We start from the raw sequence: 22464 nt of genomic DNA on the forward strand, positions 1-22464 counted from the left end.
TTTAATAACAGATATATAATGCGGATGATTCAATTCTTCGCGCAACTTCATACGCCGAATTTCCGCAGGAAAACGGGGGAACCATACATTGGGGTGAATTTTACCGCTTGTGCCTGAATAGGGCAGGGTAAATAGGGTGGCCTGTACATCCGAATCCGTCAGCTAACCTCGTAGGCGACAGCAGGAACCATAACCGAAAGGGCAGTGGGTTTCCAGTGTCTTTTTTGTGCTTCATATAGGAGGAATTATGTGTTGAAAAAGTCGAGATTTACGCCGCCGCAGATCCTTGTTCTCGGATTTGCCCTCATTATTCTCATCGGTTCCGGCCTGCTGATGCTGCCGGTCTCGTCAACGGATGGGCTGCCGCTTCCGTTCATCGACGCCCTCTTCACGGCCACCTCGGCTACCTGTGTAACAGGTCTGGTTGTGGTAGACACCGGGTCGCATTTTACGATGTTCGGGCAAATTGTCATCATTTCGCTGATTCAAATCGGCGGCCTCGGCTTCATGAGTATGGCGACGCTTTTTGCCTTCATCCTGCGCAAGAAGATATCGCTCCGCGAAAGGCTGCTGCTTCAGGAAGCCTTGAACCAGGGCAGCATGGAAGGGATTGTCCGCCTTTTCCGGAAAGTGCTGATCTACTCGCTGAGCATCGAAGGAATCGCGGCTGTCCTGTTTACAGCCCGCTGGTCGGTGGATCTCGGATTTCCGAAGGGGCTGTACTACGGCATCTGGCACGCCGTTTCCTTTTTTAACAATGCCGGGTTTGACCTGTTCGGACCGATTACCGGCCCATTCTCTTCGCTGACCGCTTATGCCGACGATTTTATTACCAATGTAGTGACGATGGCGCTCATCGTTCTGGGCGGGATCGGTTTTATCGTGATGTCCGATGTGATGGATTACCGGAAAACGAAGAGGCTGTCCCTTCACTCCAAGGTGGTGCTGAGCGCCACAAGCATTCTGATCGTGACCGGGGCGCTTGTTATTTTTATCTTCGAGTATTCCAATTCGAAAACGCTGGGTTCGTTGGACTTCGGCGGCAAGATTCTCGCTTCGTTCTTTCAATCGGTCACACCGCGAACGGCGGGAGCGAACACGCTTGATCTCGCTTCTCTCCGCCAAGCCACCCAATTTTTCATGATCATCCTGATGTTTATCGGGGCTTCTCCCGGTTCTACCGGGGGCGGGATCAAGACGACTACGTTTACGATGCTGGTCGGGGCAATCGTGGCGATGGTGCGGGGCAAAGAAGATATCGTCTTCTTCCGCAACCGACTCGGCAAGGAACGCATCCTGAAGGCGATCACTCTGACGATGTTTGCACTCTTTCTTGTTATTTTCGTTACCATGCTTCTGTCTACGACGGAAGATCACGAGTTTCTTATGATTCTGTATGAAGTGACCTCGGCATTCGGGACTGTAGGACTCACCCTGGGGCTGACCACGAAGCTTACCGCTTTCGGCAAGGTTATGATCGTCCTGACCATGTTCGCCGGACGTCTCGGGCCTTTGACATTGGCGTATGCGCTGCAGCCTAAAGCCGAGAAAGAACTGTACCGTTATCCCGAAGGAAAAATCACGATAGGTTAAGGAGAAACAAAACAATGGCTTTCATTCAATATGCAGTTATCGGACTCGGACGCTTCGGTTCCAGCTTGTCCCAAGAATTGACTCAGCTCGGGCACGAGGTGCTGGGCATCGACAGAGACGAAGAGAAAGTGGACGAGATGAGCGACAAACTCACCCATACCGTAGTTGCGGACGCGACGGACGAAGAAGTTCTCCGCTCGCTCGGCGTCCGCAATTTCGACTGCGCCGTCGTGGCTATCGGGGACAACATCCAGGCGAGTATCATGGCGGCGATTCTGCTTAAGGAGCTTGGCGTTAAAACGGTCGTCGCGAAGGCGTTGACCGATCAGCATGCCAAGGTGCTTGAGAAAATCGGCGTGGACCGGATTATCTTCCCTGAGCGGGATATGGGCGTGCGCGTGGCTCACCAGCTGGTGTCGCCCAACCTTCTCGATTACATCGAATTGTCCAAAAACTACACGATCGCGGAGCTCGTCGTTTCCCGCCGTATTTCCGGCCTTACTCTTAAGGAACTCGATCCGAGGGCCAAGTACGGCTGCAGTATCGTCGCCATCAATAAGACGGACGACGTGATTATCGCGCCTACCGCCGAAGATGTCCTGCACGAGAAAGACGTGATGGTCGTCATCGGCACGAAAGAGCAGATCGATACGTTCGAGAGCCGCGTAATCCGCTAAGAAGCGGGAAAGGGGCGTTGCGCATGGAGAATGCTTTGACACAGCTCATTGACTATGAGCTGTATTTATTTATCCTGATTGTCGTCTTGGGCATGTTGTTTGGCAAATTGGCTGGGTGGCTCCACCTGCCCGATGTGGCTCTTTTTCTGATCGCGGGGATGATTTTCGGACAAGCGTTTCACTGGATCGCCGAGCCGAGCAGTTCGCTGACCAACCAGATCATCTTGATCGTAGGCTCCACGCTCATTCTGTTCGACGGTGGGCGCAATATCCGGCTGAGCGGGCTGAAGCATGTCTGGATATCCGTCACGCTGCTTAGTATACCGGGCGTCATCCTTACGTGCGCGGCGGTCGCGGCCGCTTCCCACTGGTTTCTCGGCCTGCCCTGGCTGCACGCGCTTCTTCTCGGAGCTATCATCTCTTCCACCGATCCGGCTACGCTCATTCCCGTGTTCAAGCAGGTGAGAATCCGGACCAAGGTGCGCGAGACGGTGGAGAGCGAGTCGGCATTCAATGACGCTACGGGCTCCATCCTTACTTTCTCGCTGATCGCCATTCTTCTGGGAACGGAGCACGTATCCGTCGCTTCAGGCGCCTGGCAGTTTGTGAAAACCGCGCTGGGCGGGCTGGCGGTCGGCGCTATTGTCGGGTATGCGGGAGCCTTCCTGACGGCGCACGTCAAAATCGGATTGCTGCGCGATTATGCCACCATTCTGATGCTGGCGGCGGCACTCGGCTCTTACCTCGCGGGTGAGCGTCTGGGGGTCAGCGGTTTTATGGCCACGTTCACGGCCGGGCTGATCTGGGGCAATTCCGACGTCTTCAAGCTGCATATGGAGGATAAAAAGCAGGAAATGAACCATTTCTCGGAAAATGTGACCGTGCTGATGCGCATGCTGATTTTCATTCTGCTCGGCAGCCAGGTTAACTTTCCGCTGCTGCTCAAGTATTTGTGGCCGAGCCTCGGCATTATTTTCGTATTCATGTTCATCGCCCGTCCGTTGGTCGTGCTTCTCTGTGCGCTGCCGGACCGCAAAGCGAAATGGACCTGGAGAGAGATTGTCTTCATGTTCTGGGTGAGGGAAACCGGCGTGATTCCGGCCGCGCTTTCCGGCATGGTGGCGGGGCTGGGCATCGCCCATGCGGATCTGATCGCTTCCGTTACGTTTATGGCGGTTCTGATCACCATCCTGTTCCAGGCGAGCACCACGGCCTTTGTGGCGCGTAAGCTGGGCCTTGAAGAGGACAGCGGCGGCAAAGGCCCGCATGGCGTACCGCCCGCGAAGTCCGGGCCGCAATAATGGAAGAAGTTTTTCTGCCGGACGATGAAAAATGGAAACCGCCTCTGCTCTCGCAGGGGCGGTTTTTTGGCGAAGGCTCTGTTATCCTTGAGGATTGATTTTGCCCAAAAGAAAAACCGCCCAATTCGGCGGTTCATTCTTCTTTGGCTTGTGAATGTTTCCCCTCATGATAGTCTTTCCATAATGGGTCGATGTATTTTTCCATTGTTTTTGCGACGACGTCTCTTCGGCTCTCTTCGACATTTACAGTATCATTTGAAATATCATTTCTAATTCGTATGAGCACAAATAAAGGAGGTAATTCAGCCTCACGGAGAGCCTTAATCATGGTTTCTTCTTGTGGAGTAATATCCATTGCTTATCTTTTTCCTTTCCAGAAGGTTATGCAAATATTATAAGCCCTGACACCAGTGTTAAGGTCAAACGGAAATAATCAATTCCACTATGCTGCCCGCTGCTTCAATAAAAAGGCAACAATACAGTTAACCGAGCTTTGACGAAAAAAAACCTCGCCAGGCCGTGCAGGGCCGGGAGGTTCTGTGCGTGCGGCAGTGTAGGCACTGCCGCCTGCCCTTTGGAGCATCAGGGCTTGGCCTCGTAGCCGCCATACAGGCATAGCCGTATAAAACTGGCTCGGCAGCGGCTTCTGCCGGGGCTCGGCTTACTGGCTCAAGCCCGCGAAATGCGACCTGGCCTTGCGGATGAAGTGCGCGACCGCCTCGTTTTGGTGAGTTTCCTTCACGAAAATGAGCGAGGTGGTCCGCGGCGTTTTCATAAGCTCGGGCAATTCCAGGACGCAGAGCCCGTCATGCTCGGACGAACGGTCGTGCAGGTACGACCTCGGCAGCAGCGTAGCCGCCTGGCACGTAACGACGAGACGCATGATCGCCTCGAACGAGTCGATTTCCATTTTGACGTCCGGAAAAATGAAAAAGCGGTGAAACAGCTCGTCGGTAAGCACCCGGTACCACGTGCCTTTGGAGAAGAGGATCATCGAGAGGCCGTTCAGATCGGCGATGGATAGCTCCTCGCGGTCCAGGTAAGGATGACCCTGCGGCAGCACCAGACAGAGATGGTCGTCGAAAAGAGGCTCGCAGGCGAGTCCGGGCTGGTCGATGGAGGAGGCGACGAGTCCGATGTCGACTTTCTTCTCCTTGACCATCATGACGATCTCGTGAGTCTTGCCGGTCAGAGCTTTCATATCCGTGGACGGATATTCCGCCAGGTACATCGTCACGAGCTCGGGGAGCGTGGTCTGCAGCGTAGTCAGACTGGCTCCGATGGTGAGGCTCATATGGCGTCCGGCGGTCTTATATTCGTACAGGGTCTGCAGGAAGCGGCGTTCGCCCTGCCTCTGCTCCAGCGCGTACTCGTATGCGATTTCGCCGGCCCGGGTTAAATCAAGGCGCTTCCCCTTGCGGGAAAAGAGCTGGACGCCGAGCTGCTCTTCCAGCTTCATGATCTTGCGCGATAAGGCGGGCTGCGACAAATTTAGCACCTGCGACGCTTTATTCAAGCTGGCCTGTTCGACAACGACAGCAAAAACGTCGAGATGTTCCATAATCCGTGCCTCCCCGGGGTTTAAATTCTTCTTATTATGCAAAAATATTATAATGAATATAAAAAAACAGCAATTCCATTATAAGCGATAAAGAGGTACGATGTATATGTCACCAGTTGTTCACAAAAAATTCGGCCCATTGTCGCTAATCCGAGGCAGGAAAAAGCGATGAGTGTGCCTTTTTTGGCGGTTGACGGTCCCCGGACAGGGGAGTACAATGGAATTTGGTTTTGTCTGGAATTGTCGAGACGTATCGTGTCGAGGCGAAAATTTGAGGGGGGAAGCATTACTAATGGGCAAGAACTCGTATTTTAACCGCAAGCTGCATTCCTTGCTTGGCGTTATTCCGGTTGGTTTCTTCTTGATCGAGCATTTGCTTACCAACTTTGAAGCAACTAAGGGACCTGAAGCGTTTGTGGATCAAATCAACTGGCTGAACAGCCTGCCGCTCGTGCTTGTGCTCGAGATCGTCGGGATCTGGATTCCGCTTCTGTACCATGCCGTTTACGGCCTGTACGTAGCGTTTACGGCCCGCAACAACGTAAGCCGTTACGGCTATTTCCGCAACCAGATGTTTTTATGGCAGCGGATCACGGGGGTTCTTACCTTCCTGTTCGTGGCATGGCATTTCTTTGAAACGCGCTTTCAAGTGGCAATCGGCAACGTAGAGCATGAACGCTTAGGACAGACGATGCATGACATCGTATCTCAGCCTCTTTTGCTGACCATATACGTAATCGGCGTTATCGCCGCGTCTTTCCATTTTACAAACGGCATGTGGTCGTTCCTTGTCAGCTGGGGTATCACGGTGGGTCCACGCGCCCAACGCGTGTCTTCCTATATCTGGATCGGCTTGTTCCTTGTCATGTCCGTCATGTTCATCGCATCTCTCGTAGCATTTAAAGACCCGCAATTTCAGGAGCTTCCTGTCGTTAGCGGAATGATCGGAGGGGTGACCAGCAATGGCTAATTCAAAAGTAATTGTCGTCGGCGGCGGTTTGGCCGGTCTGATGGCAACCATTAAGGCAGCGGAAGCGGGTGTGCCTGTACAGCTTTTCTCCCTGGTTCCTGTAAAACGTTCCCACTCCGTGTGCGCCCAAGGCGGCATCAACGGAGCTGTTAATACGAAAGGCGAAGGCGACTCCACTTGGGAGCACTTTGACGATACGGTATACGGAGGCGACTTCCTCGCCAACCAACCGCCGGTTAAGGCGATGTGCGACGCGGCTCCCGGCATTATCCACTTGATGGACCGGATGGGCGTTATGTTCAACCGGACACCGGAAGGCCTTCTGGATTTCCGCCGTTTCGGCGGCACGAAATACCACCGTACGGCATTTGCCGGCGCTACGACAGGCCAGCAGCTGCTGTACGCGCTCGACGAGCAGGTCCGCCGTTTCGAAACAGCGGGACTCGTAACGAAGTTCGAGCACTGGGAATTCCTCGGCGCGGTCATCGACGACGACGGCGTTTGCCGCGGGATTGCCGCCCAGGATCTGCGCAACATGGAAGTGCAGACCTTCTCTTCCGATGCCGTCATCATGGCGACCGGCGGTCCCGGCATCATTTTCGGTAAAACAACGAACTCCGTTATCAACACCGGTACGGCAGCAAGCGCCGTGTACCAGCAGGGCGTTTACTACGCGAACGGCGAGTTCATCCAGATTCACCCGACCGCGATTCCGGGCGACGATAAGCTTCGCCTGATGTCCGAATCCGCGCGTGGTGAAGGCGGACGCGTATGGACGTATAAAGACGGCAAGCCTTGGTACTTCCTTGAAGAGAAATACCCGGCCTACGGAAACCTGGTTCCGCGTGATATCGCGACCCGTGAAATTTTCCACGTTTGTAACGACCTGAAGCTCGGCATCAACGGCGAGAACATGGTTTACCTGGATCTGTCCCACAAAGATCCGAAAGAACTGGACGTTAAACTGGGCGGTATCATCGAAATTTACGAGAAATTCACAGGCGACGACCCGCGGAAACTTCCGATGAAGATTTTCCCTGCGGTTCACTATTCGATGGGCGGCATCTGGGTCGATTACAACCAAATGACGAACATTCCGGGCTTGTTCGCCGCAGGCGAGTGCGATTACTCCGTTCACGGTGCGAATCGTCTCGGCGCGAACTCCCTCGTATCCGCTATTTTCGGCGGTATGGTAGCGGGTCCTAAAGCAATCGAATATATCCAAGGCCTCGACAAGCACGTGGAAGATATGTCCACCGCCATGTTCGACCGCGAGAAGCAGAAGCATACCGATCGTTACGAAAGCCTGCTTAAAATGGACGGCAAGGAAAATGCTTATGTCATCCACAAAGAGCTCGGCGAGCTGATGACTTCGAACATGACTGTCGTGCGCTACAACAAAAATCTTGAAGAGACGATCGTCAAGATTAAAGAATATAAAGAACGTTTCCAGAATATCAACATGACGGATACGGCCCGCTGGAATAACCAGGGTGTCGCCTTCACAAGACAGCTGTGGAACATGCTCGAACTATCCGAAGCGATGACACTGGGAGCACTTCTGCGTAACGAGAGCCGCGGCGCTCACTACAAGCCCGAGTTCCCGGAACGCGATGACGATAACTTCCTGAAGACCACCAAAGCCAAGTGGACTCCTGAAGGTCCGGTTATCGAATACGAGGACGTAGACGTATCGCTTATCGCACCGCGTAAGCGCGATTACACTACGGACAAGAAGAAGAAAGAGAAAGAGGGAGGGCATTGATCATGGCCGAAGCGCAAACAGCAGTACCAAGCAAAACGGTCAAGTTTATCGTCACCCGTCAAGACAGCCCGGAATCGGCTCCTTACAAAGAGGAGTTTGAAATCCCGTACCGTCCGAATATGAACGTGATCAGCGCACTGATGGAAGTTCAGCGCAATCCGAAAAAATCGGACGGCGGCGAAACGACTCCGGTTTGCTGGGAGTCCAACTGTCTCGAGGAAGTATGCGGCGCCTGCTCCATGGTCATCAACGGCAAAGCGCGCCAAGCGTGCGCTGCCTTGATCGACAAGCTGGAACAGCCGATCCGCGTAGAACCGATGCGTACGTTCCCGGTCGTAAGAGACCTGGTTATCGACCGCACCCGGATGTTCAACGCCCTCAAGAAAGTGAAAGCGTGGATTCCGATCGACGGTACGTACGATCTGGGTCCGGGACCGCGTATGGCGGAATCGAAGCGTCAATGGGCTTACGAGCTTTCCAAGTGCATGACGTGCGGCGTATGTCTGGAAGTTTGCCCGAACGTAAACGAGAAGACAAGCTTCATCGGTCCTGCCGCGGTTTCGCAAGTCCGTCTGTTCAACTCTCACCCTACAGGTGAAATGAACAAGGACGAGCGTCTCGATACGCTGATGGAAGACGGAGGCATCGAGGGCTGCGGTAACTCGCAGAACTGCGTGCGTTCTTGTCCGAAAGGCATTCCGCTCACGACTTCCATCGCAGAAATGAACAAGGACACCACGAAACGTCTGTTCAAAAAATGGTTGGGCATGTAAGCACGCCAACCTGGCATATTATGAAGTATACGGCACTTCCGCGCAGCTTTTCCCGCGCGGAAGTGCTTTTGTTATGAAAAGAAAACCTGCGGCATGCTAATGAAATAAAGCGTTCCACGACGTTTAGTTCGGCAAGAAAGAAGGGGATCCCATCATGTGGAAAGCGATTATTCTTGTATTCCTGGGAGCATGCAGTTACGGGATGCTCTCTACGTTCGTTAAATTCGCGTATGACGCGGGTTTCGAGCCGGGTGAGGTAGTAGGCGCCCAGAACTTGTTCGGCACGCTGATCTCGCTCGTGCTCGTTCTGACGCTCTCCCGCCATAAAATGAGGCCGGGGCAATGGGTGCCGCTGCTTATGGTGGGGCTGACAACCGGTTCGACCGGCATTTTATATTACAATTCCCTGCAGACGGTTCCGGCCTCCATCGCCATCGTGCTGCTGTTCCAGTTCACGTGGATCGGCGTCATTCTGGAAGCGGTGCTGGAACGCAAAAGACCAAGCCGCGCGAAGGCGGTCTCCCTCGTGCTGCTATTGATCGGAACGGGGCTGGCATCCGGCGTGGCCGATCTCGGCTCCATCGATTTACCGGTAGTCGGAGTAGTGCTTGGCCTGCTGTCCGCCGTGACCTACACCGGTTTTATTTATTTCAGCGGCAAGGTGAGCACGGGAGTGCCGGCCATCAACCGGACTTTGATGATGAATATGGGAGGACTTCTTCTCGTATTCGTTTATCATACGCCGAGTTTTATATGGAACGGCGCGCTGGGAGAGGGACTCTGGAAATATGCGCTGCTCGTCGGAGTGTTCGGGGTCGTGATTCCGACGGTATGCTTTAACTACGGCATGCCGAAGCTGGGGACCGGTCTGGGTTCCATCCTGGGTGCTGCCGAGCTGCCCGTAGCCGTCGTGCTGTCGGCGGCGGTGCTTCGGGAAAGCGTGTCATTGGTGCAGTGGGCGGGCGTTCTGCTCATCCTTTTCGGAATCGCATATCCTCATCTGCGGAGAGGAAAAGCAGGGCAGCCCAAACCAGCCTGATCTAGACCCGCAGCGGATTGCTTTACGTTGGAAAACATATAAAGAGCCGGAACGCGTCAGCGCTTCGGCTCTTTTCGTATGCAAGGATGGCCCTTTAACTTAAAGAGAGAGGTTTGGGGCTTGGAAGTCTTACGAAAAAATCATCATTTCACGGCAGCCGCTCCAGTAGCTGCAACTATTGCATCCGCTGCCTACGGTTTCGGCCCGTATCCGCGGACTACAGGTCGTTCGTCAGCACGACCTTGCCGATCGCGCCGCCCGACTCCAGGCGGCGGTGAGCACCCGCCGCGTCGCGGAACGTAAACCGCTGCTCGTCCAGCAGCGGGCGCAGATGCCCTTCGTCGGCCAGGCGCGCAAGACGCTCCAGCGTCTCGCCCTGATGCTTGCGGCCGACGCCGGTCAGAAGCGGCAGCACGGTGAACACCACGTGCAGCGTCAACCCCTTCGCATGAAGCGGGCTGAGATCATGCGTGGAGCGGGCGGCGATGGCGACGACATGCCCGCCTGTGCGCGCGGCGGCGAACGAACGGTCGAGGTTGTCCTTCCCGACCGTGTCGAACACGACGCCGAAGCCCTGGCCGCCGGCCGAGCATCTGCGGACGTAATCTTCTACCGGTTCCGTCCGGTAGTTGATGACGCCGTCCGCGCCCAGCCGCGAAGCGATGTCCAGCTTCGCGTCGGAGGATGCCGTCGCGAAGACGTCGGCGCCGCCCCATTTCGCGAGCTGGATCGCGATGTGGCCGACGCCGCCCGCGGCGGCATGCACGAGCACCTGCTGGCCGGGCTGAAGCCGCGCCCGGTCGAACAGGCCCTGCCAGGCGGTAAGCGCCACGACAGGCAGGGCCGCCGCCTCGCTCATCGTGAGCGAGGCGGGCTTGCGGGCGATGAGCTCCGCATCGGCCAGCATGTATTCGGCGAGTGCGCCGCCGAAGCCCTTGAAGCCGCCGGCCAAGCCGTACACTTCGTCGCCGGGCCGGAACTTCGTCACGCCTTCGCCCACGGCTTCGACGGTGCCCGCTACATCGCCGTGCAGGACCGCGGGAGCGGGCGGAGCGAGATTCGGCATCAGGCCCTGCCGGATCCGCGCGTCGATCGGATTCACGCTGCTGGCGGCGACGCGGATGAGCACGTGTCCGGGCCGGACGGCCGGGGTCGGAATTTCTCCGACGGAGAACGATTCCGGCGCGCCGAATGTTTCGAGAAGAACTGCTTTCATGGGAAGCACCTCCGGTAGGTTGGCTGGTATGGGTACGTTAGATCCATTATAAAACACCCGGCATAAGAATGGTACAAGCCCGGCTAAAGTGAAAAACACCGGACCCCTTGCAGGGGATTCCGGTGTTTGCGCGCCATGTCGTCTCACGTCATGGCTTGTTTTTGAACGGGAGCCAGAGAATCTTCCTGATGCTTCTCTTCCCGGTGTTTCAGAAATTCCCGGCCGTATTCCCCGTGAGGGTGAATGCCCGCATGCTCCATCTGAATGGTGGAATGCGTGATGCCGTATTTTTCCTTCAGCGTTTCGTTAATGGCGAGGATAATGCAGAACGGCTGGATTTTGTCGTCGATAAAAACGTGCGCGGTCAGAGAGTAATGATCCGTCGAGATCGCCCAAAGGTGCATCTCATGCACATCTTCGACCCCTTCGACATTGCCGATATCGCGGCGGATTTCCTCCAGATTGAACTTGGCGGGAACGGATTCCATCAGAATGAGGAAAGATTCCTTAATGATCCGGCTGCCTCCGATGAAAATAATGCAGCTGATTACGATACTGATCAAAGGATCAAACCACAGCATTCCCGTAAAATAAATGATCACCGCCGAAATAATAACCCCTACGGAACTGAGCAGGTCTCCGATAAAATGCCACAGGGCGCTCTGGACATTGAGATTCTCCTCTTCTTCCATACTGCGGTGCAGGACCAGGGTGAGCACGAGATTGACCACTAATCCGATGGAGGAGATGATGAGCATAAGTTTGAAATCAATGTCCTGCGGCTCGTAAAACCGCTTGATTCCCTCGATAAGGATTCCGATGGCGATCACGGCCAACGCAAGCCCGTTAAGGAAGGAGGCAATGATTTCGAACCGCAGAAAGCCGAAGGTATAGCGGCTGTTAGGTTTCCGCGAGGCCAGGTAAATGGCGGTCATGCTGAGTCCGAGCGCGATGACGTCTGAGATCATATGCGCGGAATCCGAGAGCAGGGCGAGGGAGTTCGACATAATCCCCCCGACAACTTCAACAATGGTGAAAAATAAGGTGAGGAGAAGGGTAATCCAAAGCGTACGCTTGGACGTGGATTGTTCCTTTACATGGTCAAGATGGTGAAAATCGGTCATGGCTTGTACCTGCTTTCCGGCTTTTTTTATATGGATGAACGGACGATAGTAGACTCTTCACCAGGTTGTTCTGTTGGAATTATACGTCACGTCCCGGAATCCTGCAACGGCTGTTCTATGAAATAGGCAAAAGCGGGTTTTTCATAGGCGAATGCTGCCGAAACCGGGGAAGTTGCCGTCGGAATATAAGAGAACGCTTTCAATTTTGTTACATAAATGAAATAATTCTGTTACGTTCCTATAATGTAAGGGAGGTATTATAATAACCAAGACCCCCTTTTTAATATACAACGTTTCAGGCTTACCCCGTTGGTAAGCCTGCTTTTTTTTGTCTGGAGACTTGCCGCGTATGCCGCGTAGTATCCGGAAGCCGCAATATGAGCACGCTGCATTCTATTGGGATGTATCTGAACTTGCAGCGTTTTTTTTCTGTATGATCTCCGGTAGGGAGGAGAAACTATTCCAGGCATCCAAGCAGGTGCCCAAACTACGTTTACCGGAGGGACTACACGATGTATAACAACTACAATCAACAGCTGCAGCACTGTCAGCAGACGGTTCAACAGCTTATCCAGCAAACTCAGCAGGCAAGTGCCGTATACCAGCAGCTGCTTCAGCAGGAGCAGCAGAACGCGCAGCAGCTGGAACAGCTCGCTCAAAGAGAGCGTCAAGCCAGCCAGATTATTCAAACCGCTCTTCAAGGCCACAGCCGTGCCGTCCAACAAATGCAGCACGTGTCCCAAATTTGCGGGCAGCTGGAGCAATCTTTCAACAATTCCGCTATCTACTCCCAGCAAAATAACAATACCGCCAACTACCGCTTCCAGTAAGTTTCGTGCTTGCCGGTTACGCTTCAAAAGCAGATCGCACAGGCCCTGCATCCTCCGGAGTCGGGTTGCACAGCTTCGGTTAAGGCTAGAATGCTCGGGCAATCAAGTACTCTCTGCCCGGAAACGAAAGAAAACCGGCCGTTTGACGGCCGGTTTCTTTTGCTTTTATGAACGGGGGGAATTACAGGGTAACGAGAACCCGCTCTTTGTTGCGGAAAAAACACCATTCTTTAAACCCGATTTCTTTCAGCCGCTTGCTTACGAGTTCGAAGTCGTCGCCAACACGCTGGGGAACATGAGCATCTGAGCCGAAAGTGACTTTAACCCCGTAATGGAGGGCGCGCTCCAGAATAAGATCGGACGGATACCACCCGCCTACGGTTTTGGTTTTGCCGGAAGTGTTGATCTCGATCGCCACATCCTCATCCGCGATGACTTTCAGGGTTTCGTCCACTTTGGGAGTCGGAATGTCCGAGAAAGCGGGATAGAATCCTTTCATCGCGTCGATATGACCCAGTATCTGAAACAATCCGGCTCTTGCCGATTGCTGGATCAGATCGTAGTAGGTCTCTTTATGGAGGATGTGCTGTGCGTCGTCGAGCCCTTTCCACCGGTTCTTGTTAAAAATACTGACGCCGCCGGACAGGTGGACCGAACCTATAATATAGTCGAACGGGAATTTCTCATACATGGAACGGTACAGGTCCAGATGCTCCGGGAAAAAGTCGGATTCGACGCCCAGCAGCACTTCGATTTTGCCCGCATATTCCTTCTTCAGGCCGAGCACTTCTTCCACATAGGCGGCGAAGGCGCTCTTAGCCATGGCGATTCCGGGAAACAACTGGTCCTGCTCGCTGTAAAAATAAGGGGAATGATCCGAAATGCCGATCACGGACAAGCCCGCTTCCACCGCCACGTCTACGTAGTGACGGATGGTTCCCGTTGCATGCCCGCATCTTTCATTGTGCGTATGAAGATCGAATTTCATAAGTTAGCCCTCCTATTCGGAACCGAGAAATTGGGTTTCCGGCATTCCTTTCAAATCCTGCAGGAACTGGTGCATCGCGGAATTGAGGTAGCGGCCGGATTTGTAGACAACGCCGACGGGATGAGTAATATCTAACTCGTCTACTTTCAGCATTTTCAGCGTACCGTGGTCGAGATCGTTGACGACAGACAACTTCGAGATGATGGCGGCGCCGAGATTCAGCTCGACCATCCGTTTGACTTCTTCGCTGCTTGACAGCTCCATCACGATTTGCGGGTTGATATCGTACGTTTTGAACACCTGATCGACGAACCGGCGTCCCGCCGTTTCCGGCGACAGCATGATAAAGGGCAGATTGCGCAGCTTCTCGATGGAAATATGAGAGTACCGGCTTAGCGGATGACTGGTGGATACGATGAGTTCGAACGTGTCGTAGTACAGGACGGAAGCTTCCAGAGACGGATACTTTTCGTAGAGATACGAAATGCCGATATCTACACTGCCGTTGTCGACACTGGCCATAATTTGCGAAGAGGTCATGGAATGAATGGTGGTTTTGATTAAAGGGAACTGGTCCTGAAAATAAAACAGCACCCGCGGTAAAATTTGCATGGCAATGGACGTGGTTGTCCCGATATGGATATGGCCCTGGGGAGTCTGGCTCAGATCGGCCAACCGCTGTTTCAAATCCTCGACAGTGCGGAGGATTCTTTCCGCGTGCTCCAGGAACAGCTTGCCGCTGTCCGTCAGTGTCACAGGCTGGTTGCGGTCGATCAGAATCGTCCCGAACTCTTCTTCCAAGCTTCTAATCTGCGCAGACACGGCCGGCTGCGTCAGGTTGAGAAGTTCGCCTGCCTTACGGAAACTCATCGTCTTGGAAATCGTGATGAGCGTCTCCAATTGATTGAGATTCATGGGCAGCCCTCCGATTATAAGTAAAATTTATCGAAACATATAACGAGATAACTTAATTTTCTTTTTATTATAAGGGATGGCCGGGGAGAGTTCAAATGATTGGATGTAAATAAATGACAATCGGGTATTGGAGGGACCATTTCGATCCCGGTTACAAAAAGAGGGGAGAAACGGGCCTCTTCTTCTAGGGGAGAGTACCCGTTTCTCTGTAAGAAGGGAATTGTCCGATTTCCAGGCTGCCGGGCCGGGCTATTTCACAAGACTGTTCCAAAAATGAGGCAGATCGCGGCAAATCAGATCCGGCTCGTTTCCGGACTTCGAAATGTGCTCCCGGACATTGGCCTCCGTGGCAAGGCCTGTCAGCACGAGAGCTGTCCGGCAGCCGGCCGATATTCCGCCGCCGATGTCCGTTGCGGTATTGTCGCCGATCACCCACGTGTCTTTCGCCTGCAGTTCCAGCCGGGCCAGGGCATAGTTCATAATGACCGGCGACGGCTTGCCGATGACGACCGGATTGGCGCCAGAAGCGGTCCGGATGAGGGCGCCGATGGAGCCGGCTCCGGGAATCAGGCCGCTGTCAGACGGAAGCAGGTGATCCGGGTTCGTCAGGATGTAACGGGCGCCGCCCAGCAGGTGCTTGACCGCCGAAGCCAGCTTGTCGTAGGTCAGCTGCCGGTCGATACCTTGAACGACATAATCAGGTTCCTTGTCGGTGAGCTCGAACCCCGCTTCCAGCAGAGCGCTCTGCAGTCCTTCTTCGCCGATGCAGTAGACGCGATTGCCGCTTCCGTGTTCGAGCAAATACTGAACGGAAGCCATAGCCGTCGTGTACACGCGGTCGGGCCCGACGTCTATGCCCATCCCGTTTAAATGGCCGGCCACGTGTTCCGGGGAGCGGGACGAATTATTGGTCACAAGGAGGTAAGGGAGGCCGTTCTTATCGAGCAGCTCCACAAACTCCTTCGCGCCCGGTATGGCTTCGTTCCCTTTGTACAGTGTGCCATCCAAATCAATCAAAAATCCGTGCATGCTTTTGTTCACCTCGCCTTTTATCGTACCAAACGGAGTGCTTCCTCACAAGCGCGGTCAGTTATGACGTGCAAAGAGGTTCGGCGGCGTCTAATCGGGTATAAAGACTGATTTGCTCTACCCCGCGGTGTCCGGATAATCACAAAAACGGGAAATAGGACCGCCGCGCGATTCTCTTCCTGTTTGGTCCCGCTTTATAGGTCCAATGATAAAAAAGACTCAAAGCCGACAGGGGTAAAAATAGGACAAAAGAAGTATACGGACAACGATTTTTACTATATAATGTAGAAAAATGTGTAAGTTTAGTTCGAAAAATCCGACATGAGTGCCTAAACCGGAGGAACGGTTTTATCGCCTTGTGAAACAATTTTTGTTCCTATATGTTGGTAAAGGGGTTAAAGAGCACATGAAAGCGGAGTACATCAATCCTTTCCTGGAATCCGCGCGGATTGTCATCGAACAAGTCGCGAACGTGCGTCCGACTACCGGTAAATTGTCTGTCAAAGATATTTACTTTATCGAACGTTATGTATGGATACAAATCGGTATGACCGGTCAAATGCAAGGAAACATACGCTTCGGTTTTGAAGAATCGACGGCGCTGCGGATGGTTTCCGCTATGATGGGCGGATTTATTTTGACCGAGCTGGACGAAATGGGACACAGCGCGATTTCCGAACTCGGAAACATGATCAGCGGCAACGCCAGCACGATTTTGTACAATCAGGGCATCAAGGTTGACATTACGCCCCCTAAGGTCGTCACGGGAGATGTCCATGAGGTGGATGCACTGAAAGCGCTGACGGTTCCTCTGCTTATGGACGGAATCGGCGAACTGGATATTCAGGTCCTTCTCGCTTAGTTAAGCCGGACCGGGCTGAAGAACCGGTAAAGGACTGCTTCTGTTGAAGCAGTCTTTTTTTGATGAATTTCTCCGATACGTGGTGCGGGAGGAGCCTCCACCTGGTGAAGAAAAGCCGCGTAAGGTATACTAAGCCTACAAGCGTCATCGGAAGGGGAAGAAGCGCATCCATGAATATAGAAGGCAAAGTAGTCGTCGTCACCGGAGCTTCCAGCGGAATAGGCGCGCAGACCGCGCGTGCGTTGGCGCAGCGCGGAGCGGTGCCCGTTCTGATGGCACGTTCGCGGGACAAGCTGGAGCGGCTGGCGGCGGAGATCGGCGGCGTATGCGGCGTGTACCGGCTCGATGTGCAGGATACGGCCGAAGTGAACCGGGTTTTCGCCGAAGTTTTCGCAGAATACGGGCGGATTGACGTTCTCGTCAATAACGCGGGGTTCGGAGTATTCGAACGGTTTCTGGACGCTCCGCTGGAGCAGTTCGAAGAGATGATGGATGTGAATTACATGGGCATCGTCCGCTGCACGAAAGCGGTTCTTCCGGCCATGGTCAAATCGGGCTCGGGCCACATCGTCAATATCGCTTCGATGGCCGGCAAAATCGGATCGGCCAAGTCCTCCGGATACTCCGCGACGAAGCACGCCGTGCTCGGCCTGACAAATTCGCTCCGCCAGGAGCTGGCGGGAACCGGTGTCCGGCTCAGCGCCGTCAATCCGGGCCCGATCGATACCCCGTTCTTCGAACGGGCGGACCCTACGGGGAATTACGTCAAGAACATCAGCTGGTTCATGCTGAAACCCGAGCGGGTGGCCGGAGCGATCATCCGCGCGGTCGAGAAAGAGAAGGCGGAGATTGATCTGCCTTTTGTCGCGGGAATCGGCACGAAGCTGTATTCGCTGTTTCCCCGTCTGCTGGATAAATCCGCACAGCGCATGCTGAACAAGAAATAACCCAGAAAAAAAGCGGCTCTCCTGCAGGAGAATCGCTTTTTTAATCGGTTCCATGGGAACCATGCGGCAAAACCAAGGACGGTTTGCGCCGATCAGAAGCTCTGGTTCTGCCCGGTCGTTCTGCCGACTTCCTGGACGATTTCTTCGTCCGTTAAGCCGTGAGCGTTGATGACGGAAGCGGAGGTGGTGGCATCCGCGAAGCCCATCACATTCTGGTCCAGACCGGAAATGACCACGCAGGACGCTCCGTCCGCCTGATTCAACGAAGTAACTTCGTAGCCGCTGCTCTGCAGGGCCTGCTTCACACTGGACAAGCTGTCTTCGACTGCGATTTTAGACATATGCCTTCGCTCCTTTATAAGGGATCTCAGGCTTATTGTGGCTGCGTGGACGAATTCTTATTCAGGTTTGCCCCGGCTTGCCTTCTGCTTCTCGTTGAGATCGCGGATTTCTTCGAAAATGGCCCGGACTTGCGTTTTGGCGTCGGGGTGCGAGCCGTTCCAGTGATTTGTTAAAGCGGGCATCGCTTTATGTAAGTGTTGATAGACGGCCCAGATTTTTATTTTCTCGGTCATTTCGGAGGAACCGTCCCCGGTCAACAGCTCGGCCGCTTTGGATACGAGGGCGTTAAACTGGTTTTCGAATTCTTGACTCATAAGATCTTTCCTTCCGTATGAAAATAAGATACTCCCAGTCTATCGGAAGCCATGGGGACTGTAAAGTTTCCTTCGTCACGGGTCCCGGTCCGGTCCGCAACTACATTCAGGACATATACATACAAGGAGGCTGAACAAGCATGTCGGAATCCATTCAATCGGGGAAAAAAATCAGCACCCTCTCGCCGGTCACCTTGTCGCCCGCCGTACGCGCGGCCGGTAACGAAGCGGGAAGCCTTAAAGACGGCCAGCTCCTGGAGCGGGAGCTGCTGTCCAGGCACGCGAGAAACGTCTCGCTGTACGTCGTGACGTACGCGGCCCAGGGACTTCGCGTCAAAGGCTATCTCGCCGTGCCGGATCACGCGGAACCGCTGCCGGCCGTCGTCTACTGCCGGGGAGGCATCCGGCGCGTCGGAATGGTGCGGATCCGCCGGATCGTTTCGATGGCACGGCGGGGGTATGTCGTTTTCGCGCCCTTCTACCGCGGCAACGAAGGAGGAGAAGGACGCGAGGACTTCGCCGGAGAGGACCGGTACGATGTGTATCACGGGCTGCTGATGCTGAGGGATCTGCCCGAAGTCGCCTCCGTACCGGTCTCGCTGATCGGCTTCTCACGAGGCGCGCTTATGGCGCTGCTGGCCGCCAGAGACTGCGAGGAAGTGGGCCCCGTCGTCGTATGGGGCGGCGTCAGCGACCTTCACGACACGTATGAAGAGCGGGTCGACTTGCGGCGTATGCTCAAACGGGTCGTCGGCCATCCCCTCAAGCAGGCGGATGAATATATCCGCAGGTCTCCGGCCAGGTGGGCCGATCTTATCGAGTCTCCCGTGCTGATCGTGCACGGAACCGCCGATCCGCAGGTTAAAATTTCCCACGCCTACAAGCTGGCCGCGGCGCTTGAACATGCGGGCAAAGATCACACCATGCTCATTTACGAAGGGCTGGAGCACCGTTTTCCGAAGGAAATGGACGAAGCGGCGCTGGACGAAGTTTTCCGCTGGATGGAGCAAAAAAGAATTGAAATAGAAGGGAAGAAAAGTAAAAAAGAAGGAGAATAGCTTTATTTTCCTAAAAGGAAATAGAAAAAAATCTCCTTTTTTGGTGAGCAGAATGACGGTATCCCGCCTGATTTTATCCGAAATGAGACTTAGAAGCACGGTTGGATAGAAATGTAAGCTTTTTCTTTAAATATAATGATTTTTTTTGCTGTTTAATATTGTTAACTCCTTCGGTATAGCCTAATATGAATTTTAGGAATGGTTTACATAAGGGGGATGTCTCATGTCGAAGTACATGATTCATTTGTTTACATCGAATTATTTCCACCTGGATAAAAGCCTTCAGGAAAAAATATATAAAGAATTTCATGTGATGGTATATCCGACCATTTATTTCATCCTCCAGGATCACAATTTAGTCGAGGATATCATTCAGGAATCGTTTCTCCGCGCTATCGACAAGGCTCCTCAACTGAAGGAGACGGAGAAATATGAAGGCTGGCTCAAGAAGCTGACCCGCAACGTGACCCTCAACTATCTGCAGAAGCATAAGCGCAACCGCAACGAGCTGGATTCGGAGATTACGCTGACGCTAAGGGAGACCGCCCCGGCTTACGAGGCCGGCAGCACACCGCTGGAGAAGGAGGTTGAACTGAAGATCATGCAGGAAGCGATTATCCATTACGTGAACCAGCTCAGCCCCGCTTACCGGCAAATACTGGCTATGAAAGTGGTTCATAACATGTCTTACAAGGAAATGGCGGAAGAGATGAACGTGACGGAAGGCGTCATCCGGCAGCGTCTTTACCGTGCGCGCGAGGCGATCCGGCAAATGCTGCTGGAAGAATGGGATTTTCTGAAATAAGCGTTCCATGCAGGCCTAATACTACCCGTTAAGGGGTGGGAAGAGCGGTCAAGCCCCGCAGCCCATCCTTTTTTGACGTGATCCGGTTTGTTACCGGGGGCTTCCTCGCGTATAATGTAGACAAACAACAACGGTATACAGAAAAGAGGTTCTTCATGTACGACAATTTTGAACAGCTGCAAATCGCCCCCGTCTGGGCGGAAAAGTTGAAGGAACGGGGGATAGGCAGACCGACGGCCGTTCAGGCCGAGGCGATCCCGCTCATTCTCACGGGACGGGACGCTATTGTGCAGTCGCAAACGGGAACGGGCAAAACACTGGCTTTTCTGCTTCCGGCCCTGCAGCGGATCGATGTGAACGCGAAGCATGTCCAGGCCGCTATCATCGTTCCGACACGGGAACTCGGCATGCAGATTTTGCGCGTGGCGGAAGATCTGATCGGCGACGGTCCCATTAAGTGCCAAGCTCTGATCGGAGGAGCGGCCCTGGCCCGGCAGGTAGAGAAACTCAAAAAAGGTTCTCCGCACCTGATTATAGGAACTCCCGGCCGCATTAACGAGCTGATCAAGGCCCGTAAGCTGAATGTGCACCATGTGTCCATGCTGATCGTGGACGAAGTCGATCACGTGCTGGAGCTGGGCTCCATGAAAGAAGTCTATTCGATCTTTAAAGCTTTGCAGCGCTCGTCCCAGTCGCTGTTCTTCTCGGCGACCATTCCCGCGGAGATCGGGCAAGCGGCGGAAAGCTTGATGAATGACCCGGCCGAGATCCGGATCAACCCGGATCAGCGTACGGCGTCCACGCTGGAGCATCTCGCTTTTAACTGCGAAGCCCGCAATAAAATCGACACGCTCCGCCGGATCATCCGTCTGTACGAGCCCCCCAAGGCGATGGTGTTCGTCAATGCGACGGCCGACGTGTCTGAAGTCGTATCGAAGCTGCAGCACCTCGGCTTGTCCGTGGAGGCGCTCTACGGGGAGGCGGGCAAGCAGCAGCGGGCGAACGTCATGCAGTCGTTCCGCGAAGGCAAGTTCCAACTGCTGCTGGCTACCGATGTCGCGGCCCGCGGGCTCGACATCGAAGAAGTGACGCATGTCATCAATCTCGACATGCCGCTTAACGCCGAGTACTACCTGCATCGTGCAGGGCGTACCGGAAGGATGGGGCGCAGCGGAACCGTGATCTCGATCGTCGCTCCGAAGGAGCGTTTCATCATCGATAAGTTCCGCAAGGCTCTGCGCATCTCCATCGACGAGAAGGAGATGTACGAGGGCCGGGTGGTCGACGCCGGCCAAGGCCCGCGCAGCGGCTTCCGCGGCGCGCCGCGCCGGGACGACGCGGGCGCGGGCACGGCAGCCCGCGTTTCGGGCCCGGCCCGGCGCGAGTCCGGCGGCGAAGCGGGGGAACGCCGCGGCGGGACTGCCGGCGCGGACGGGGAGCGCCTCTCCACGGATCGCCGTGGAGAAAGCGGCCGCAGCGGCGCGACGGCCCGAACGGGACGCGGCGGCGCAGGCGCAGCCTCTCGCAGCGGCGCGGGCGAGGGCCGCGGCGGAGCTGCACGCGGAGGCTCCGCGCCGCAGCCGGTCTCGCGCAAGGCCGCCCGCAAGCAGGAGACCGCCCAGGATCGCAAGAACAAAGGCGCGCCGAAATGGCTGAAAGCCAAAAGAGACGGAGACGGGAAATAACCGGAACTGCGGCATCGTGTATAAGAACTCCAAGCCGGTTCGGGTTGAACCGGCTTTTTCATTTGGAGTCCGCCGGGTAAATAGAGGGTACGCATCATTGCGGCAAGGAGGGAATAAACGTGAAAATCATTCGGCGTATAATCGTGGTCCTGCTCGTTCTGGCCGTTGCGGCGGGGCTGGCGGCCTGGGGACTCTTAACGTATATCAAACCGCAGCGGCAGCTTGATCTGGCTTATACGGAACTTTCGCTGGAAAGCCAGCTGGTGGATATCATCCGGAGCAAGAAGCCCGAAGTGCGGTTGTCCAATGAAGAAATCAATCAGCTCGGCAAAAAGGCGATCGCCAAACACGCGCGGGTATCGCCCGATGTAACGATAACCGGAGCCGACTTTACACGAAGCGGCGACAATCTGACCGCGGATGTGAATCTGCTATGGAAAAATACGGTGCCTGTCGGGGCGCAGATGACGTTTAAACTGGCATGGACAGGCAAAGAACTGGCCGTAACGCATACGGGCACGCATATCCGGAACTTCGAAGTGCCGTCGGGATTGGTATCCCTCGCGCCGGTTTCGATTTCGCTGGATTCGTATTTGCCTTCCATCGTGCATATCAAGGATGTCCGTTTTGACCCTGATTTCGTCGTGATTGGTCTCACTCTCCGGTAGAG

At 54.5% G+C, this 22464-nt stretch carries 23 protein-coding genes and 1 riboswitch; of the genes, 14 read left to right on the forward strand and 9 right to left on the reverse strand.

The window, feature by feature from the left end; all coding sequences use genetic code 11:
- Positions 1–42 precede the first annotated feature (42 nt).
- Positions 43–193: riboswitch (cyclic di-AMP (ydaO/yuaA leader) on the forward strand.
- Positions 194–249: 56 nt separating this feature from the next.
- From ACI48J_RS05480 to ACI48J_RS05490, 3 genes are read left to right on the forward strand one after another with little or no spacing between them, the layout of a single operon-like run.
- Entirely contained in the window at positions 250–1593 is a 1344-nt protein-coding gene (locus ACI48J_RS05480) for a TrkH family potassium uptake protein (RefSeq protein WP_405082058.1), read from the forward strand.
- A 14-nt stretch (positions 1594–1607) separates the two neighbouring features.
- Positions 1608–2270: a TrkA family potassium uptake protein gene (locus ACI48J_RS05485; RefSeq protein WP_326054108.1), complete on the forward strand. Its 663-nt coding sequence runs from the start codon at positions 1608–1610 to the stop codon at positions 2268–2270.
- 23 nt (positions 2271–2293) lie between these two features.
- Complete coding sequence (locus ACI48J_RS05490; RefSeq protein WP_405082060.1) at positions 2294–3571, forward strand: cation:proton antiporter; 1278 nt, start codon at positions 2294–2296, stop codon at positions 3569–3571.
- A gap of 133 nt (positions 3572–3704) precedes the next feature.
- On the opposite strand, the gene ACI48J_RS05495 is transcribed toward ACI48J_RS05490, so the two are convergent.
- Both ACI48J_RS05495 and ACI48J_RS05500 read right to left on the reverse strand, forming a co-directional pair.
- Positions 3705–3926: a hypothetical protein gene (locus ACI48J_RS05495; RefSeq protein WP_405082061.1), complete on the reverse strand. Its 222-nt coding sequence runs from the start codon at positions 3924–3926 to the stop codon at positions 3705–3707.
- A gap of 306 nt (positions 3927–4232) precedes the next feature.
- The gene (locus tag ACI48J_RS05500) at positions 4233–5132 is read right to left on the reverse strand and encodes a LysR family transcriptional regulator (RefSeq protein WP_326054104.1); all 900 of its coding nucleotides are present in this window, start codon (positions 5130–5132) and stop codon (positions 4233–4235) included.
- 292 nt (positions 5133–5424) lie between these two features.
- Here ACI48J_RS05500 and ACI48J_RS05505 point away from each other — a divergent pair, with 292 nt between their 5' ends.
- The 4 genes from ACI48J_RS05505 (at position 5425) to ACI48J_RS05520 (ending at position 9679) form a co-directional block, all read left to right on the forward strand.
- Positions 5425–6102, forward strand: coding sequence for a succinate dehydrogenase cytochrome b558 subunit (locus tag ACI48J_RS05505; protein ID WP_042233415.1), 678 nt, complete (start codon positions 5425–5427; stop codon positions 6100–6102).
- On the forward strand, positions 6095–7867 hold the full coding sequence (gene sdhA, locus ACI48J_RS05510; RefSeq protein ID WP_217558384.1) for a succinate dehydrogenase flavoprotein subunit: 1773 nt from the start codon (positions 6095–6097) through the stop codon (positions 7865–7867). The genes ACI48J_RS05505 and sdhA overlap by 8 nt, the downstream gene beginning before the upstream one ends.
- A gap of 2 nt (positions 7868–7869) precedes the next feature.
- On the forward strand, positions 7870–8640 hold the full coding sequence (gene sdhB, locus ACI48J_RS05515; RefSeq protein ID WP_326054101.1) for a succinate dehydrogenase iron-sulfur subunit: 771 nt from the start codon (positions 7870–7872) through the stop codon (positions 8638–8640).
- 154 nt (positions 8641–8794) lie between these two features.
- Positions 8795–9679 (forward strand): EamA family transporter, encoded by an 885-nt coding sequence (locus ACI48J_RS05520; protein WP_405082063.1) that lies wholly within the window; start codon positions 8795–8797, stop codon positions 9677–9679.
- Between the two features lie 217 nt (positions 9680–9896).
- Here ACI48J_RS05520 and ACI48J_RS05525 read toward each other — a convergent pair whose 3' ends face one another.
- Both ACI48J_RS05525 and ACI48J_RS05530 read right to left on the reverse strand, forming a co-directional pair.
- Complete coding sequence (locus ACI48J_RS05525) at positions 9897–10895, reverse strand: zinc-dependent alcohol dehydrogenase family protein (RefSeq protein ID WP_405082064.1); 999 nt, start codon at positions 10893–10895, stop codon at positions 9897–9899.
- Between the two features lie 143 nt (positions 10896–11038).
- Positions 11039–12019: a cation diffusion facilitator family transporter gene (locus ACI48J_RS05530; RefSeq protein ID WP_326054096.1), complete on the reverse strand. Its 981-nt coding sequence runs from the start codon at positions 12017–12019 to the stop codon at positions 11039–11041.
- Positions 12020–12531: 512 nt separating this feature from the next.
- Between ACI48J_RS05530 and ACI48J_RS05535 the strand changes: the two genes are divergently transcribed.
- On the forward strand, positions 12532–12849 hold the full coding sequence (locus ACI48J_RS05535) for a hypothetical protein (protein WP_326054094.1): 318 nt from the start codon (positions 12532–12534) through the stop codon (positions 12847–12849).
- A 181-nt stretch (positions 12850–13030) separates the two neighbouring features.
- On the opposite strand, the gene ACI48J_RS05540 is transcribed toward ACI48J_RS05535, so the two are convergent.
- The 3 genes from ACI48J_RS05540 to ACI48J_RS05550 all read right to left on the reverse strand — a co-directional run bounded on the left by ACI48J_RS05540 (position 13031) and on the right by ACI48J_RS05550 (position 15781).
- Positions 13031–13837, reverse strand: coding sequence for a histidinol-phosphatase (locus tag ACI48J_RS05540; protein ID WP_405082065.1), 807 nt, complete (start codon positions 13835–13837; stop codon positions 13031–13033).
- Positions 13838–13849: 12 nt separating this feature from the next.
- Positions 13850–14752, reverse strand: a complete 903-nt coding sequence (locus tag ACI48J_RS05545; protein ID WP_009676241.1) for a LysR family transcriptional regulator — start codon at positions 14750–14752, stop codon at positions 13850–13852.
- Positions 14753–15001: 249 nt separating this feature from the next.
- On the reverse strand, positions 15002–15781 hold the full coding sequence (locus ACI48J_RS05550; RefSeq protein WP_326054089.1) for a TIGR01457 family HAD-type hydrolase: 780 nt from the start codon (positions 15779–15781) through the stop codon (positions 15002–15004).
- A gap of 406 nt (positions 15782–16187) precedes the next feature.
- Between ACI48J_RS05550 and ACI48J_RS05555 the strand changes: the two genes are divergently transcribed.
- Positions 16188–16643, forward strand: a complete 456-nt coding sequence (locus ACI48J_RS05555) for a chemotaxis protein CheX (RefSeq protein ID WP_009676282.1) — start codon at positions 16188–16190, stop codon at positions 16641–16643.
- Positions 16644–16813: 170 nt separating this feature from the next.
- On the forward strand, positions 16814–17590 hold the full coding sequence (locus ACI48J_RS05560) for an SDR family NAD(P)-dependent oxidoreductase (RefSeq protein WP_405082066.1): 777 nt from the start codon (positions 16814–16816) through the stop codon (positions 17588–17590).
- 92 nt (positions 17591–17682) lie between these two features.
- Here the strand turns inward: ACI48J_RS05560 and ACI48J_RS05565 are convergent, their stop codons facing one another.
- Both ACI48J_RS05565 and ACI48J_RS05570 read right to left on the reverse strand, forming a co-directional pair.
- Positions 17683–17931 carry a YkuS family protein gene (locus tag ACI48J_RS05565; RefSeq protein WP_217558378.1) on the reverse strand — a complete coding sequence of 83 codons (249 nt, stop codon included), beginning with the start codon at positions 17929–17931 and terminating at the stop codon, positions 17683–17685.
- A gap of 57 nt (positions 17932–17988) precedes the next feature.
- Positions 17989–18246: a DUF2573 family protein gene (locus tag ACI48J_RS05570; RefSeq protein ID WP_326054086.1), complete on the reverse strand. Its 258-nt coding sequence runs from the start codon at positions 18244–18246 to the stop codon at positions 17989–17991.
- A gap of 140 nt (positions 18247–18386) precedes the next feature.
- Here ACI48J_RS05570 and ACI48J_RS05575 point away from each other — a divergent pair, with 140 nt between their 5' ends.
- From ACI48J_RS05575 to ACI48J_RS05590, 4 genes are all read left to right on the forward strand, one after another.
- Entirely contained in the window at positions 18387–19304 is a 918-nt protein-coding gene (locus ACI48J_RS05575) for an alpha/beta hydrolase family protein (protein ID WP_405082068.1), read from the forward strand.
- Between the two features lie 223 nt (positions 19305–19527).
- Positions 19528–20109 carry an RNA polymerase sigma factor gene (locus tag ACI48J_RS05580; protein ID WP_326054082.1) on the forward strand — a complete coding sequence of 194 codons (582 nt, stop codon included), beginning with the start codon at positions 19528–19530 and terminating at the stop codon, positions 20107–20109.
- Positions 20110–20264: 155 nt separating this feature from the next.
- Positions 20265–21794, forward strand: coding sequence for a DEAD/DEAH box helicase (locus ACI48J_RS05585; RefSeq protein ID WP_405082070.1), 1530 nt, complete (start codon positions 20265–20267; stop codon positions 21792–21794).
- 119 nt (positions 21795–21913) lie between these two features.
- Positions 21914–22462 carry a hypothetical protein gene (locus ACI48J_RS05590; protein WP_405082072.1) on the forward strand — a complete coding sequence of 183 codons (549 nt, stop codon included), beginning with the start codon at positions 21914–21916 and terminating at the stop codon, positions 22460–22462.
- Positions 22463–22464: the final 2 nt, after the last annotated feature.

It is taken from the genome of Paenibacillus chitinolyticus, from assembly GCF_045038035.1.
GTDB lineage: Bacteria > Bacillota > Bacilli > Paenibacillales > NBRC-103111 > Paenibacillus_F > Paenibacillus_F chitinolyticus_A.